Raw genomic sequence first — 14912 nt, 5'->3', positions numbered from 1 at the left:
TCAAGGCAACGATTTGCGTATCCTTCACGCCTATAAGATCTACCGGCCAGACATCGACGGCGGCATTCCTGCAGTAATGTCCAGCCTCAGTCGGTCATCAGACAAAGATCTCGGACAATCCATACTTTGCGCGCGCCGGCGTGGTACGGCCCGCATGTTGGACATCGACGGCGTACCAGTCGAAGCAGTCGGATCTTTCGGCACGCTGTTTTCGACGCCGATGGCACCCGGTTATATCCCGGCATTCATGCGCCAGGCACGTGCGGCCGATGTCGTCGTACATCACGCTCCACTACCGCTGACCGACATGGCCATCTTGCTTGGGTTACCTAGGGATGTCGCGCTCGTCGTGTATTGGCATGCCGAGATCATCGGCTTCCCCCTGCTGAAGAAGCTCGTCTCGCCAATGATCCGCCGCGTCCTGGCACGCGCCGATCGAATCGTCGTCTCAGGACAGCCGGTGATCGACCACTCCGAATTCCTGGGGCCGCATGTCGGCAAGTGTATGGCACTCCCCTATGGCATGGATCTGGAATACTGGCGCACCCTCGATGCCGAGGATCATGCTGCAATCCGTGCGTTACTGCTCGCCCATCCCCGCCACATCGTCGCGCTGGGGCGTCTCGTCGGCTACAAGGGCTTCGATATCCTGATCGATGCCATGCGCGATGTAGACGGCAGCGCCACCATCATCGGCGAGGGACCACTTCTCGGAGAACTGCGGCATCTCGCCTCAGAACGGGGTGTCGCGGAGAAGGTCCATTTTGCGGGCCGGTTGCCACGACGTAGCATCAAGCAAATGTTGCATGCCGCGCGGATATTTGCGTTTCCCTCGGTGAGCGCCGCCGAGGCTTTCGGTATCGTTCAGATCGAGGCGATGGCAGCGGGACTTCCGATCGTCAACACAGACCTGCCCACCACCGTACCCCTTGTGGCGCGGGACGGCCTTGAGGCCCTGACCGTGGCGCCGGGCGACACCGAGCAACTTTCACGAGCGCTGACCCGTTTGCTCGACGATCCCGCTTTTGCGCGGAAACTTGGCACGTCAGGCGCTGCTCGCGCGTTTGGCGAGTTTGACGAGAAACTATTCGGATCGCGTATGCGCGACATCTATCGCCAAGCGATCGATGCTAGGAGAATTCTGAACAATCCCCACTGACATGCGGTCGGCCTCGGCTTATAAGGCCTGCGAGCCCTTTCCGAGCCCTAATGTCTATGACGCTGCAATCCCAGTCCCCCATCCTGGTCAACGAAGTTGCAGGCAGCAGCGATCAGCGCGCCTTGCGGAGCAGGGCTCTGAGAGACATCGCCACAGGCCTGACACAGTGGCGGTTGTGGGGACGGCTCGGCTGGAACGACATTCTTCAGCGATACCGGCGCTCCGCACTTGGGCCGTTCTGGCTTACAGCAAGCATGTCGGTCATGGTGTTATCGCTCGGCGTTCTATACGCGACCCTGTTCAACACGACAGTCAACGAATTTCTACCCTTCTTATGCGTCGGGCTTTTGCTATGGAGCTTGATTTCAACATTTCTGACCGAGGGTGGCACGCTCTTCACCGGGTCCGAATCCTACATCAAGCAGGTCAGGCTTCCCTATTCGATCTACGTGTTCCGCGCTACCTGGAGCAAGGTAATCATTTTTGCGCATAATTTTCTGATCTATTTTGCGGTGGTTTTCTATTTCGGCATCAATCCCGGCTGGGTCGCCCTCCTCGCGCTTCCCGGTTTCATCATCGTGGTGTTGAACGGAGCTCTGGCCACGCTTTTCATCGGCATGATATCGGCCCGCTTCCGCGACATTCCGCCGCTCATCAATTCAGTGGTCCAGATTATTTTTTTCGTGACGCCCATTACCTGGAAGCCGGAACTATTGCGACATCATGCGTACCTCGTTCACTATAATCCGTTTCATGCCATGATTGACGTCGTCCGGGCGCCACTGCTGGGCACAATGCCGGCTGCCATGGATTACGCGGTCCTTGCCGGAGTCACTCTGGTGAACCTGATCGTGGTCGGGCTGTTCTTTTCAGCCTTCCGGTCGCGTATCTCCTATTGGGTTTAACCGGCATGACGAAGCCAGTCACCGAACTGACGCTGCAGAACGTCTCAGTATCGTTTCCGATCTATCATGGAGGCTCCCGGTCTCTCAAAAAACAGGTTCTGTTTCATAGCTCGCGCGGGCAGCTCGCCAATGACGCGAACCAGCGGATCATCGTCGAGGCGATCCGCGACGTCTCTGTCTCCCTCGAAACAGGCGATCGCGTTGCCCTAATCGGCTCCAACGGAGCAGGCAAATCGACCTTGCTCCGCGTGATGGCCGGCATCTACGAGCCCGTTTCAGGCACTGTCCGGGCCGTGGGCCGCATCTCGCCGATCTTCGATATCGGCCTTGGCATCGATGGCGATATCGACGGCCTAGAGAACATTCGCATTCGCGGCCTCGTGCTGGGATTGCCGGCACGCGAGATCGAAAAACGGGTGGCCGATATCGTCGAATTCGCCGAGCTCGGCGATCATCTCCACATTCCCGTAAGGACCTATTCCTCCGGCATGATGACGCGCCTGACATTTGCAGTTGCAACGTGTTTTGCTCCCGAAATCCTCATCATGGACGAATGGATCATGGCCGGGGATGCCAACTTCATGGCGAAAGCCCAGCTACGGCTGGAGCGTTTCGTGGAAACGACGAGCATCATGGTTCTTGCCTCCCACAGCATGGATTTGTGCAAGCGGTTCTGCAATAAGGCGATCTGGATGGAGCGCGGCGAGATCAAGGCCTACGGCCCGATCGATGAGATCATCGACGCCTATTCTGCATTTTCCGAACTCCAGAACTGATAAAGTCGGCTCCATTGTCTGCACAGACGTTTTTCAGCAAGGGCCGGAATTTTGCGGAATCAAGGGCTGGATGGTTGCTGGCCGGATTAAGCATGGTCTGGTTCATCATTCTGCTTTTCAGCGCGGCCCAGACCAGGCAGGCATTTGTGTTCGGCGACGAAGCTGGGTATCTGCTGCCCATCCTCTACGGCGCGAACGCCGCCAATTACGCAATATGGCGTCACCTCGTCGAGTACCCGTCCCATCTCTACTTCTGGCTATATTCGGCTTTCCCGGCTCATGACGCGCATGGCTGGATCAAGGCGCTGAATGCGGTCTTCATCGCCGGAACAGCCCTCCCATCTTTCGTCGTCGCAAGACGCTATGTCGGTTGCACTTACGCCGCGCTTTTTGCCTGCATCGTCATCGCCACGCCGATAAGTTCGTTCGTGCGCTACGTCATGCCCGAACCCGTATTCTTCTTCGGCTTCTGGTGCAGCCTCGCACTAATCATCGTCACCATCGATCGGTCCATCCTGCTCAGCGCAATCCTGGGCGGCCTGTCATTGGGATTGCTGTCCCTGATCAAGCCGCATGCATTTGCGCTCGCGCTGGGCTTCAGCGTCTTCCTGATTCTCTATCGGCCACGCTGGCAGAGTGTCGCGGTCGCTGCTCTTCAAGCATCGACCTGCTACCTCGTCCACGTTATCGTCAAGTTCGCGCTCACGGGTCAGTGGGTCTGGTCGGTTTCCACGGGCAACTACGCCGGGCTGATTAATGCACAGATCGATTGGGTCGCCACCCTGATCAATGTCGGCGGTCACGCATCGGCGATCTGCGCTCTGATGGCACTACCCATCGCGATGGCGATCAACGAAATCTGGCTGAACGCCACCGGAAAAAACACCGACAGGCGTCAGTATGAACTGGCGCTGCTGTCGCTGTGCCTGCTGACCGCAACGGTCGCGATGACCGTGTATTTCTCGCAGAAAGTCTATCAATTCGCGCCGGAAGCGGAGCGCATCACGCGGCTGCACGGTCGCTATTACGTTTACGTTCTTCCGTTTGTCGCGCTGTTTTCCGTTTCTGCCTGGCAGCGCAATGCTTTCAGTCCGCCTCCGGCCTTCGCCAGATTATGTCTCGCCCTATCCGCGCTGGGTGCTGCGGTCATCGTGTGGCGTTACGAAGTTGGCCCCGTCGACTATCCTGACATGACCCTGTGGGGCGGGCGATCTCTCATCCGGCTGTCATACGGTCTTGTCGCGGCCCAAGTGGCACTGTTCGGCTGGTGTCTCTTCGTGCCATCGACGCGCCGCATCGTGCGGATCTGGCTTATATTGATCACGGCGATCACGGTCGGCACCGCGATCTTGCTCGTCGTTGTGGCACCTTTCCGCAGCCTGGCTCCGACAGCGATCGATCAGGTGTTCATCGCTCCCGACGCGACGATCCAAGGTCTGGTCGGCCGCGCGGATGGCGTGATCGTGGGCACGCCCCACAGCGGCGGCGACCTGCCCCGCGTCATTTTCTACATGCGCTCCATGAGCCGCGCGCAAGTGACAGGGTCCGACAGTCGCGTCACAGACGCCGACCTGCCCGCCGGCTCGAAATGGGCCCTGCTGCTGCCCGGTGTGAGCTATGCAGGAAATTATCGCGTGACACCGCTAGCGGACTTCAAGATCGTCTGGCTGGCATCCGCCGCCCCGCCTGCGCCGAAATCATAGTGCGCCTGACGGCACGGAACTTCGGCTGGACACAGGATCGACGGCGTCAAATGAGCCCACGCCTCAACTATTAATCCGGAATTTCTCGCATCGCTCGTCACCTTCGCCATTGAGACCAACGCTCAAGCAAGGCGCATCCGCAGGAATTGACAAGAGCGGAACGAAGAAATGATCGCCCTTCTCCTGCAACCCGATCAGCATTGTATCCAGCATATTGTGCAGGGAGTTGTTGCCCGTCCCCATCGGCCGAAACCTGACGGCGACTTTGTTGGCGACATGCTCGGCGATGAAATAGCGCTCCAGCGAGTAGACCGGCTCAAACGCCCCAGAACCGTGGACCTCCAGCACGATAGGCGTGCTTGGATTCGCACGTGCCGCAGCCAGAACCCGCGCGAGCTCCGAAGAAAATTTCTGGGTGCCCGAAATATTCTTGTCCACAGCGGCCATTGATAACGCAAGGTCATCCATCGCACCGTAGGTGACGGATGCACCTGCAACAGCAAGGCCCAGGCACATAGCGAGAATGTTCCCGGCCCAGACCCTGACCTGCCTCGTCCAAAAAACAACAACGCAACCCACATAGATCGCAATCCAGGTGGGAATCAGCATCGCTGGAAAATCGTACCGCGTACCAGTTGGCAGCGTTCCGCCATAGGCGACCTGTTGCGATACATACAGTGCGATCAGGAAGCAGAGACCGCCGGCGACGCCAAGTGTAGGAAGAGCTGGAGACGGCTTCGATGCGCTGTAAGTTACCAGCGCAACGACGGGAATTGTCGAACAGGCGGCGAAGACCCAGATTGGTGTCACCGCGAGAACGGCAGCAAGTCTTCCCGTAAGGCTGATGGGATTGGCATAGATATCAGTGCCCACACTCAACATCTGGAACGATGCGACGGCCACGATCACAACTGTGAACAGGACGATAATCGTCAGCGACAGCGTTGCGGAAATTCTGCCGATACGACCCAGTCGTGCCGCAAGCGCGATGACCAAAACCGCTATTCCCGCAAGTGGTAACAACGTCTCTTTGCTACCTATAGCTACTATGATACCTACTGTTAATAGAACGACGCTCCAGTTGCTGCGGCGCGTCATTGAAGAGAAAAACATTACGACACTCCCCGCAAGAACCAGACCCATGGCCGGCGCCGCGTAGATCTCCGAAGGCCCCAGCCGCCCCCAGATGGCTCCCCAGAAGTTGGTGCAAACGATCGGAAGCATCGACAGCGCCGCCGGGACCAGTCCCAGAAACCGCGACACACTCCACCAAATGGCCGCCAGAAACACCGCAAAGGCGACCGCGTGAGACACGTACCAGAGGTGGACATGGCGGCCCCAAACCACCGTTTCGCTAATCCGCAGAAAATAATAGGAAGGCCGAAAGCGGCCGACCAAGCTCCCGATTTCAGTCTTCGTCAAAATGGTCGTGAAAATCTCGGAGAACCGCAAATGCTCGTTTTTCCCGAGAAAAAGGAACACCTCATGATCGTCGATGACACCCCAACCGGCTTCCCGAATCTGCGAGCCAAAAAGTGCGAATGCGACGATCAGCGATCCCAACGCGACAACGATCGCCAATAGCGGTCCTGTTCGGGCAAACAGAATTCCGAGGATAAAACGTCCAATTGTCACGGAGAACCATTCTTGCGGCTGCGAAGATCCTCGCGGCCCGAGAATCCAATTCAATTGCGTGGCCGATGAGAAACAGTGTAATTCCCCAGAAACAATTGGGCAACTGGCGGCTGCATAATGAGAGTTTCAATCGTCGTTCCGGCACACAATGAAGAAGGCAATTTGCCTGTGCTGCTCGACCAAATCCGAAGCAACGTACCGGAGGGCCTGCACGAGATCATCGTGGTCGATGACGGCAGCTCCGACGCGACGCTTGCGATCGCGATCGTTGCATCGCAGGCCGACCCTCGCATCAAATATATCAGCCTGTCGCGAAATTTCGGCCATCAGGCCGCCCTCCGTGCCGGCCTCCAAGGTGCGACTGGGGATTGCGTCATCTCCATGGATGCCGACCTGCAGCATCCACCGCGTCTGCTTCCCGACCTGATTGCGAAATGGCAAGAAGGATTCAAGGTCGTTCTCACGATTCGGCAAGAAGTCGAAAGCAACTCTACATTCAAGCGCGTAACGTCGTCTCTTTTCTACGCGATCATGAATGCGGTCTCCGACGTGGCGATCGATCCCGGTAGCGCCGACTTCCGGCTGCTCGATCGCAAGGTGGTCGATGTGGTCAACGGCCTTTCTGAACACGACTTCTTTTTGCGTGGCATCATTCCGTGGGTGGGCTTTTCCACCTACAAGCTGAATTATGTCCCCGATCAGCGCATGCACGGTACGACGAAATATTCGCTGCGGAAGATGATATCCTTCGCCGCGTCCGGCGTTGTGGCCAACAGCATTCAGCCGCTGAGGCTCGCGACTTTTCTGGCGCTCGCCATCGCCGGAATCGGCGCACTATATGCCATCTACGCCCTGTCCATATTCCTGTTATACGGCCGCGTCGTCCCGGGGTGGACGTCAGTCGCTCTGATCGTATCGATCATTGGATCGCTGCAGCTGTTCGTTCTCGGCGTGCTCGGCGAATATGTGGGACGCATTCTTCGCGAGACCAGGAAAAGGCCCGGCTTTGTTGTAGGACGCTCGAACCTGAATAGCAGCGACGAATGACAGCGTTCCTCACTGCTCTTCTGCTTTGTGCCTATGTTGCCACGAGCGTCGGCGGACTTGTGCTCCTGAAGCTCGAAGGCAATTACCTCTCGGCGCGCTTTCTGCTCGGCGTATTTCTCTATGGCACGGGTTTCCTGATATGGTACGGCCTGCTGCGAATCCTGCCGCTGTCGCTGGCTTTTCCGCTCGCCGCGGGGTGCCTGATCGTCGGAACCCAGTTGGCAGGAAAATTCATTCTGCATGAACGTGTCGATCCGACGCACCTCGTCGGCATAGCGCTCGTCATCGTTGGGATCGTCGTTTTATCAATGCGGGAGTTCGTCAGCAAATGAGTGATAACAAGGATGGCCTGATCGAACGCCAGCGTGAACATTTCAACTCGATCGCCGACCGCTACCATGAGGGCCGTCAGGCCACCAATCACCTGTACCTGAAGGAAAGAATGTGGACCGATGTGTTCGCGCAATTTCCGGACCTGAAAGACAAGCAGCTCGATGTGCTGGAGCCAATGTGCGGCTTTTGCGACGGGAACGATCTGCTCAAGAAGCACTTGTCCAGTAATATCCGCTATGAAGGTTTCGATTATTCCGATTCAGTGGTGAACTCGGTCAAGCAGACCAATCCCGATCTCAACATACGACAGGCTGACGCGACAAGGTACACGCCAGCTCCCGATAGCTACGACATTGTCATTCTGATCGGCGGCCTTCATCACACGCCGCTGGATGCGCCCGTCATCGTCAAGAATCTTGCACCCGGCCTGCGCAAGGGCGGGCTTTTCATCAACCTTGAGCCAACCCACGGAAATCCACTTTTCCGCATGGTGCGCGAGCGCATCTACAAGGATAACTCGCTCTTCGATGAACAAACCGAGAGAGCCTTTCCGGTCAGCACGTTGGAGACATTATTCACCGATGCAGGGCTGCGACCCAAGTTCATTTGCCACCCGGGCCTTCTGTCGTATGTCCTCTACTACAACCCGGACGCGTTTCCTGCACTGAACGTCGGCGGAAAGTCGCTGGTTGATGCAACTTACGCATTTGACAAACTGTTCTATCGTAACGCAATCGGACGGGCGCTCGCATTTGCCACATTGTCGGTGTGGTCGAAGCCGTAACTACAGCCCATCCCAGTCGCCGATCTGAACGTCCCAATTCCCTTGAAGCGGATGGCCGCCTGGCATTCGCACAAGCAGAAGCTGCCGCTTTGGCAACAGCCAGTGTGGAACCGGAAGGTAGCGCATACGCATCCGCCAGGGCATCGGGCGGCTTGTCATTACGAAGTTCGCGACCCTTTCCTGCTTGGCGGCTGTTCTTTCGACATCACACATGAGATGGCGAAGAATACGATCGTTGCTGGCGCCGACTTCCATCACGACGTTGACACGCCTTCCGAAGGCAACGAATGGTCTGGAGACGCAATAAGCGCCTTGTCGTGACGCAAGCTCATAGGCGCAGGCTGGATTGTCTCGATATCGCCACCTGAGAAATTCGCGGTCGCGGACGAACGAATAGCCCCCGGCTCTGGCGGGCTCACCAAAATGGCAGCTTTCAAGACTATCCCAATTCGCGTGATCGGGTGGCGCCGAGCGCCCTGGACCGATCAGTGGGTGTATGAAGGTTCTGACTTCCGCGGCGACGCCGAAGCCGCAAGCCTCGATACCGTTTCTTGAAAGCGCGTTGGGAAAACAGACCATAATGTCGCAGCCCAGACGTTCAACCAGCGCATCCAGACATTTACGGTAAAGCCCTCGTCGTCGGGCCGAACTGACCGTGGCAATGTCTCCGATCTGCCAACCCCTTTGCTCGCCAGAGGGAGTGTGGAGGCGGGTCGGAAATGCCGAGACGCTGGCAACGAGGCCCTCCTCCCCACTCAGAGACGCAATGACGGCTTCCCCTGCGGGCGAGAAGTACTTCCAACGATAGAATTCTGGGGTAAAGGTATCGCCGATCTGCGTTGCCCAGGCGGACTGCCCGAACGCGCTGCGCAGAAGTTCAACGTGCCGGTCGATATCCAGCCTACTCGCAGCCAATAGCCTGACTTGCATGTCGCTTTCCAAAATGATCTTTCGGGGATCATCGCACGGTAAATGATACACGTATGACAGTTTTAATCACAGGCGGCGCAGGTTATATCGGTGGACACGCAGTGCTCGCGCTGCTCGACCTCGGACACAAGCCGGTTATTCTGGACGACCTGTCAACGGGACTGTCCTCGCTTGTTCCTGCCGGTGTTCCGTTGGTGGTCGGCGACATCGGAGACCGTGAACTGGTCGCAGATATCATTCGGACGAACAACGTCGAGACCATCTTTCATTTCGCTGGCAAAGTCATCGTCTCGGAATCGTTTTCGGATCCGCTCAGTTACTACCTGCACAATACGATCAAAGCCCAGTCCCTGATCCAGACCGCGGTGCAAGGCGGTATCCGGAACTTCGTTTTCTCGTCGACGGCCGCGGTTTACGCGCGGTCTGATGCTCCTCAGGTGAGTGAAGACTCAACATTGAGACCGATATCGCCCTACGGGCGTTCGAAGCTGATGACGGAAGAAATCCTGCGCGATGCGTGCCTGGCGCACGGCATGAAGTTTGCGATTCTGCGCTATTTCAACGTCGCGGGCGCCGATCCTCAGATGCGTTTTGGTCAATCGACCAGGAATGCGACACATCTCATCAAGCAAGGGCTGTCAGCCGCACTCGGTGAGAAAGACCATATCGACATCTACGGCGACGACTACGACACGCCTGACGGCACCTGCATCCGTGATTTCATTCATGTCGCAGACCTCGCCAGCGCTCACGTGTCCGCGCTCGAGCACCTTCGCTCCGGCGGCGGAAATGTTGTTTTGAATTGCGGTTACGGCAAAGGCTACTCGGTCATGGAAGTACTTGAGGCCATCGAAGCGACGATCGGGCGGCGCCTCAACAAACGAGTTGCAGCCAGAAGAATTGGCGATCTCGTATCAGTGGTGTCCGACAACCAGCGCTTGCTCAGCATTGGCTGGAAGCCGCAGCATGATCGATTGTCGACGATCATCGACCACGCCTACAGGTGGGAGAAACTCCTGAACGCGAAGTAGACCTCGTCGAACCACGCCGCAGCGGCGAGGCTACAGCGGCATTCTGAAGCGTGGTTTGAAGCCCCTTGGGCGCCAGCCGAAATCGCGCGCTGCAGGTGCCCCGTCGAACACCATGTCCTTCGCCATCCGACTGCCCATCGCGACATTGGTATTCGGCACGAACGGCGCGCCCAGTTTCAACGCGGCCTTCCACAGCAAGAGCGGAATCGGCAGAATCAGTCTCGACCTATTTAGACCGTCAAATATACGGCCAACCATTTCGCGGTAGCTGACGACCTCGCCACCAGGCACGGCGTAGATTTTGTCGATCGCGGCTTCGCTCGCCGCCGCATCGACGGCGCCGCTGGCGAGGTCCTCGGCATGCACCGGTTGGCGTAATCCCTTCCCGTTGCCGGCCAGCGGAAAGAAACCGAATCGCTCGACCAGTCTCGCAATGCGCGTGACGTTCTGATCTTGCCCTTCGTCATAGATGATGGTCGGACGCAAAATCGTCCAGTGAATGCCGAGCCGCCTGCAAGCATCGATCAGCCGCCGCTCGTCCTCAGCCCAGCTACGTACGCTGTCGCGTTCGCTCTCGATCTCCGAATCGACCTTGGTCACGAGGCTCGTCGATGTGAACGCAACGACACGACGAAGAGAAGAGCCGGCCATATGCCCTATCGCATCGGCCAGGAGACCAACCGGTGCCGTACAATAAATGGTCGACACCGGCGGCAGTTGAAGATCGTCCGGACGCACCAGATCACCGACGATCCATCGCACGTCGGCCGCCTCTTGCGGTGTCCGTGACAGCGCCAAAGGGCATTCGCCAAGTTTGACGAGGCGCCGCACAATATGCGCGCCCACAATGCCTCTGGCGCCGACTACCAGGCTGGGCATTCAGCGACCGCCTTTCCACGGCTCGAGCCGGTCGTCTGGGATCACCGGGACGTCAAGCCGGCTTTACCAGAAACCATTTTCCGGAGTTCGTCTCGAGACCGAGGCCTTGCTCATAGGCAAAACGGTTGACCGATTTGATAACACCTGGCCACGTATTCCAGTAATCATCGCCAAACATGATCCCGCCCGGCCTCACGAGAGGCCAGTAGTGGATCAAGTCTCCATAGACCTCATACTCGCCATGCGCGGCATCGATATAGATGAGCTCAGCCTTGACATCATATTTCGCCAGCGTCTCGGCAGCGGAAATGGACGTCATCGGAAGAGGGAAGATCGTGCGTGTCAGTTTCTCGTGAATGATGTTCGCTAGGAACTGCTTGTACATGGTTGGATAGCCATGTTCGATCTGCAGCAGTTCCCGAAGCTTGGGGTCGGTCCAAAGCGCTTCGTTCGAACCGAGCCATGTATCGACGCACAAAATCTTCACGTCAGGATTGATCGCCAGTGCATGTCGCGCCATGCCGATGGCAGAAGCCCCCTTCCAGGTGCCGACTTCGATAATCTGCTTCGGCTTGGTCATCGAAATGAGGGTCGGGAAATATGGGTGTTCGCTGCCCCATCCCTGCATATCTTGCGGTATCTTTCCGGCATCGAAATCCTTGTAGGGATTCGACTGTCCGAGCTTCGCAAGCAACTTCTCGATATCCAACGACAACTCCATACGAAGCTAGAGAGAAATGACACCGCCACCGGACGATTTGCCCGCAAACGGGTTGAGCACACCGACCGAGCGTTCGACTACTGCAAATTTCGCCCGTGGACCAGAGCAGATGATCGAGCGTTGAGTGCCAGGCAGAGACCTTCACAGCCCCTGGACACGTCTTCCGGCGGAACTCGCGTATCCGCCGTAAGCGCCGAATGTCGGGGCAACTCGGCGCTTAGCCGGAGAACAGAGATATCTTTTATATTTCAGATACTTAAAAATAACAAAGAGATGTGGACCTCTTCAGAGCTAACAAGCGTGATTTCGTCCGACAGAGCCCGCTTACCTGACGGCGCACGGCAGGTAGTCGCCCTCTCGGCAGATAGCTTGCAATGATGGCCGCAGCCATGTCGGCATAAGCTCGTGCGATGCGCTCGTCCGACTCAATGGATTCCCGTGCAACACGTCAGCCCTGTGAGCCATGAGCCGCATCGCCAGCGTGTAACCGGCCGCAAAAACGATAAGTCCCAAAACAATACCCTCAACATACGCATAACTCCAAATAACGCCTAGCATTCAACCAGTTAGATTGAGGGGCAAGTGATTGCGCGAAAAGAGCGCCGGTTGCAACCGATTGTGACATCCCGGTCAAACATGGATTTTTGCGCAAGATGGCGGGGATGTACGCCCCGCCATCGATCCCCGGGCATGACAAGGCCGCCGCTTTGCGCGAAAGGTATTGCCTCGCCCCCCTTCACGGCACCATCGGAGCCTCTGAATGCCCTTCCCGCGCGCCTCGCAGGCCCTCTCCCGCTTTACTGTGCTCGACCTCACCCGGATCCGCTCCGGCCCCACAGCGGTCCGGCAATTCGCGGATTGGGGGGCCAATGTCATCAAGATCGATGCGCTGAGCGATGACGCTGCGGGAGAACAGCCCGGTGGCCCGCGGCAGGGCTCGGACTTCCAGAACCTGCACCGCAACAAGCGGGCCATGACCCTGAACCTGAAGGACCCGCGCGGTCTCGCGGTGTTCAAGCGGCTGGTCGAGAAAGCCGATGTGGTGGTCGAGAATTTTCGCCCGGATGTTAAGGCCCGGCTCGGCATTGATTATGAGAGCCTGAAGGCGATCAATCCCGGTATCGTCTATGGCAGCATTTCCGGCTTCGGCCAGGACGGCCCCTATCACAAGCGGCCGGGCTTCGATCAGATCGCCCAGGGCATGGGCGGCCTGATGTCCATTACAGGCGCCCCTGGCGAGGGCCCGATGCGGGTCGGCATCCCCGTGGCCGATCTCACCGCCGGGCTGTTCTGCGCGCTGGGCGTGCTCACAGCCCTACTAGAACGCGATGTGTCCGGTCAGGGCCAGTGGGTCCAGACCTCGCTGCTGCAAGCGCAGATCTTCATGCTGGATTTCCAGGCCGCGCGCTGGCTGATGGAACAAGACGTGCCCAAGCAGGCCGGCAACAACCACCCGACCAGCATTCCCACCGGCGTGTTCAAGACCTCCGACGGCTACATCAATATCGCCACCACCGGCGGCAAGATCTGGGAGCGCTGCGCCCAGGCGATCGGCGCCCCCGAACTGATCACCCATCCTGATTACGCCACCGGCCCTGCCCGCTCGAAGAACCGCGACGCCCTCAACGCCGCGATCAGCGCCTGCACCGAAAAGCGCACCACCGAGGAATGGGTCAACGACCTCAATGCCGCCGGCGTGCCCTGCGGGCCCATCTACTCCGTCGACCAGATGTTCGCAGATGCACAGGTCAAGCATCTGGGCCTCGCGCAAGACGTTCCCAACGACCAGAACCGCAAGATCACGCTGGTCGCTCAGCCCTTCACGCTGTCACGTACGCCGAGCCACATGGCCGCGCGTCCGCCGGAAGTCGGCGAACAGACGGAGGAGCTACTCGCCGAATTCGGCTTCGGTGCCGAAGAGATCGCCGAACTGCGCCGGGGCAAGGTGGTCTGAGGCGGCGAGCTGTCAAATACTGTGAAAATTAACGCCGTAGGCTGCATAATAGGGAGCACATCTTCGTCCAGGCGCGGTCGATCGGAGATCGTGCTGCGCCTCGAACCCGCCGGAAAGCTCCATGACCGCACCGCACCGCGTCGCTATCCTGATCCCCTGCTTCAATGAAGAGGTCGCGGTCGCAACAGTCGTGAACGATTTCCGCAGGGCGCTGCCCGCCGCCACAATTTATGTTTACGACAACAACTCGACAGATCGCACGGGTGAAGTAGCCTCGCAGGCGGGTGCGATTGTTCGCAGCGAGTCCCGTCAAGGCAAAGGTCATGTCGTCCGCCGCATGTTCGGTGACGTCGATGCCGATATCTACGTTCTTGTCGATGGCGATGCGACCTACGACGCGACATCCGCGCAAGCCATGATCGAAGCGCTGTTAAACGATCGCCTCGACATGGTGGTGGGCCGCCGCATCGAACAGCAGGTTACCGCCTATCGCCTTGGCCACCGTACCGGTAACTCACTGCTCACCGGCTTTCTGTCACTGACGTTCGGGCAGAACTTCAAAGATGTGCTGTCAGGCTATCGGGTATTCTCGAGACGCTTCGTCAAATCCTTCCCGGTGCTGTCCGATGGTTTCGAGATCGAGACCGAGCTGAGCGTTCATGCGCTGCAGCTTGCACTCCCGGTCGCTGAAATCGAGACGTCGTATTTCGCGCGACCGCAGGGCTCCATCAGCAAGCTCAGCACGTGGAAGGACGGCTTCCGGATCCTCGGCACCATCATGAAGCTCTATCGTTCGGAAAAGCCGCTGCGCTTCTTCGGCACAATTGGCCTGTTTTTCGGCATCGTCTCCATCGGCCTCGCGATTCCCGTCACCGTCACCTATCTGGAAACAGGTTTGGTGCCTCGGCTGCCCACCGCCGTGCTCTCGACCGGCCTGATGATCGTCGGCGTGCTCTCATTTTCGTCGGGCCTCGTGCTCGACACTGTCACCCGCGGACGCCGCGAGATAAAGCTGCTGGCATATCTCGCGCAGCCGTCATTGCCGGACTAGGCCT

General features: G+C 58.1%; 14 protein-coding genes. 10 read left to right on the top strand and 4 right to left on the bottom strand.

The annotated features are described in order from the left end of the window. Positions 1-13 precede the first annotated feature (13 nt). From AB8B02_RS06105 to AB8B02_RS06090, 4 genes are all read left to right on the top strand, one after another. Positions 14-1159, top strand: a complete 1146-nt coding sequence (locus tag AB8B02_RS06105; RefSeq protein WP_439063420.1) for a glycosyltransferase — start codon at positions 14-16, stop codon at positions 1157-1159. A 50-nt stretch (positions 1160-1209) separates the two neighbouring features. Continuing rightward, positions 1210-2064 carry an ABC transporter permease gene (locus tag AB8B02_RS06100; RefSeq protein WP_439063419.1) on the top strand — a complete coding sequence of 285 codons (855 nt, stop codon included), beginning with the start codon at positions 1210-1212 and terminating at the stop codon, positions 2062-2064. A 5-nt stretch (positions 2065-2069) separates the two neighbouring features. Continuing rightward, positions 2070-2840 (top strand): ABC transporter ATP-binding protein, encoded by a 771-nt coding sequence (locus AB8B02_RS06095; RefSeq protein WP_439063418.1) that lies wholly within the window; start codon positions 2070-2072, stop codon positions 2838-2840. A 92-nt stretch (positions 2841-2932) separates the two neighbouring features. Beyond that, positions 2933-4543, top strand: coding sequence for a hypothetical protein (locus AB8B02_RS06090; protein WP_439063417.1), 1611 nt, complete (start codon positions 2933-2935; stop codon positions 4541-4543). A 63-nt stretch (positions 4544-4606) separates the two neighbouring features. Here AB8B02_RS06090 and AB8B02_RS06085 read toward each other — a convergent pair whose 3' ends face one another. Next, entirely contained in the window at positions 4607-6124 is a 1518-nt protein-coding gene (locus tag AB8B02_RS06085) for a hypothetical protein (RefSeq protein ID WP_439063416.1), read from the bottom strand. Between the two features lie 171 nt (positions 6125-6295). On the opposite strand from AB8B02_RS06085, the gene AB8B02_RS06080 reads away from it, so the two are divergent. The 3 genes from AB8B02_RS06080 to AB8B02_RS06070 are packed head-to-tail and all read left to right on the top strand — an operon-like array spanning position 6296 to position 8342. After that, positions 6296-7225: a glycosyltransferase family 2 protein gene (locus tag AB8B02_RS06080; protein ID WP_439063415.1), complete on the top strand. Its 930-nt coding sequence runs from the start codon at positions 6296-6298 to the stop codon at positions 7223-7225. Next, on the top strand, positions 7222-7557 hold the full coding sequence (locus AB8B02_RS06075) for a hypothetical protein (protein WP_439063414.1): 336 nt from the start codon (positions 7222-7224) through the stop codon (positions 7555-7557). The genes AB8B02_RS06080 and AB8B02_RS06075 overlap by 4 nt, the downstream gene beginning before the upstream one ends. Further along, entirely contained in the window at positions 7554-8342 is a 789-nt protein-coding gene (locus tag AB8B02_RS06070; RefSeq protein ID WP_439063413.1) for a class I SAM-dependent methyltransferase, read from the top strand. Before AB8B02_RS06075 ends, AB8B02_RS06070 begins: the two co-directional genes overlap by 4 nt. Here AB8B02_RS06070 and AB8B02_RS06065 read toward each other — a convergent pair whose 3' ends face one another. Next, positions 8343-9272, bottom strand: coding sequence for a GNAT family N-acetyltransferase (locus AB8B02_RS06065; RefSeq protein WP_439063412.1), 930 nt, complete (start codon positions 9270-9272; stop codon positions 8343-8345). Positions 9273-9325: 53 nt separating this feature from the next. Here AB8B02_RS06065 and galE point away from each other — a divergent pair, with 53 nt between their 5' ends. Continuing rightward, positions 9326-10303 carry a UDP-glucose 4-epimerase GalE gene (gene galE, locus AB8B02_RS06060; protein WP_439063411.1) on the top strand — a complete coding sequence of 326 codons (978 nt, stop codon included), beginning with the start codon at positions 9326-9328 and terminating at the stop codon, positions 10301-10303. 30 nt (positions 10304-10333) lie between these two features. Here the strand turns inward: galE and AB8B02_RS06055 are convergent, their stop codons facing one another. Beyond that, positions 10334-11182: an NAD-dependent epimerase/dehydratase family protein gene (locus AB8B02_RS06055; RefSeq protein ID WP_439063410.1), complete on the bottom strand. Its 849-nt coding sequence runs from the start codon at positions 11180-11182 to the stop codon at positions 10334-10336. 52 nt (positions 11183-11234) lie between these two features. Beyond that, the gene (locus AB8B02_RS06050) at positions 11235-11891 is read right to left on the bottom strand and encodes a class I SAM-dependent methyltransferase (RefSeq protein ID WP_439063409.1); all 657 of its coding nucleotides are present in this window, start codon (positions 11889-11891) and stop codon (positions 11235-11237) included. 772 nt (positions 11892-12663) lie between these two features. On the opposite strand from AB8B02_RS06050, the gene AB8B02_RS06045 reads away from it, so the two are divergent. Together AB8B02_RS06045 and AB8B02_RS06040 are read left to right on the top strand one after the other, a co-directional pair. Continuing rightward, positions 12664-13857: a CaiB/BaiF CoA transferase family protein gene (locus tag AB8B02_RS06045; protein WP_439063408.1), complete on the top strand. Its 1194-nt coding sequence runs from the start codon at positions 12664-12666 to the stop codon at positions 13855-13857. Between the two features lie 121 nt (positions 13858-13978). Beyond that, positions 13979-14908 (top strand): glycosyltransferase family 2 protein, encoded by a 930-nt coding sequence (locus AB8B02_RS06040; protein WP_439063407.1) that lies wholly within the window; start codon positions 13979-13981, stop codon positions 14906-14908. Positions 14909-14912 lie beyond the last annotated feature (4 nt).

The sequence above is a fragment of the Tardiphaga sp. 862_B3_N4_1 genome (assembly GCF_051811085.1).
Lineage (GTDB): Bacteria > Pseudomonadota > Alphaproteobacteria > Rhizobiales > Xanthobacteraceae > Tardiphaga > Tardiphaga robiniae.
This window is presented reverse-complemented; position numbering and strand designations above follow the sequence as displayed.

Coding starts and splice junctions, on each gene's coding strand:
- AB8B02_RS06100 (WP_439063419.1), top strand. CDS start 1,210: ATGTCTATGACGCTGCAATCCCAGTCCCCCATCCTGGTCAACGAAGTT.
- AB8B02_RS06095 (WP_439063418.1), top strand. CDS start 2,070: ATGACGAAGCCAGTCACCGAACTGACGCTGCAGAACGTCTCAGTATCG.
- AB8B02_RS06090 (WP_439063417.1), top strand. CDS start 2,933: ATGGTCTGGTTCATCATTCTGCTTTTCAGCGCGGCCCAGACCAGGCAG.
- AB8B02_RS06080 (WP_439063415.1), top strand. CDS start 6,296: ATGAGAGTTTCAATCGTCGTTCCGGCACACAATGAAGAAGGCAATTTG.
- AB8B02_RS06075 (WP_439063414.1), top strand. CDS start 7,222: ATGACAGCGTTCCTCACTGCTCTTCTGCTTTGTGCCTATGTTGCCACG.
- AB8B02_RS06070 (WP_439063413.1), top strand. CDS start 7,554: ATGAGTGATAACAAGGATGGCCTGATCGAACGCCAGCGTGAACATTTC.
- AB8B02_RS06065 (WP_439063412.1), bottom strand. CDS start 9,272: ATGCAAGTCAGGCTATTGGCTGCGAGTAGGCTGGATATCGACCGGCAC.
- galE (WP_439063411.1), top strand. CDS start 9,326: ATGACAGTTTTAATCACAGGCGGCGCAGGTTATATCGGTGGACACGCA.
- AB8B02_RS06055 (WP_439063410.1), bottom strand. CDS start 11,182: ATGCCCAGCCTGGTAGTCGGCGCCAGAGGCATTGTGGGCGCGCATATT.
- AB8B02_RS06045 (WP_439063408.1), top strand. CDS start 12,664: ATGCCCTTCCCGCGCGCCTCGCAGGCCCTCTCCCGCTTTACTGTGCTC.
- AB8B02_RS06040 (WP_439063407.1), top strand. CDS start 13,979: ATGACCGCACCGCACCGCGTCGCTATCCTGATCCCCTGCTTCAATGAA.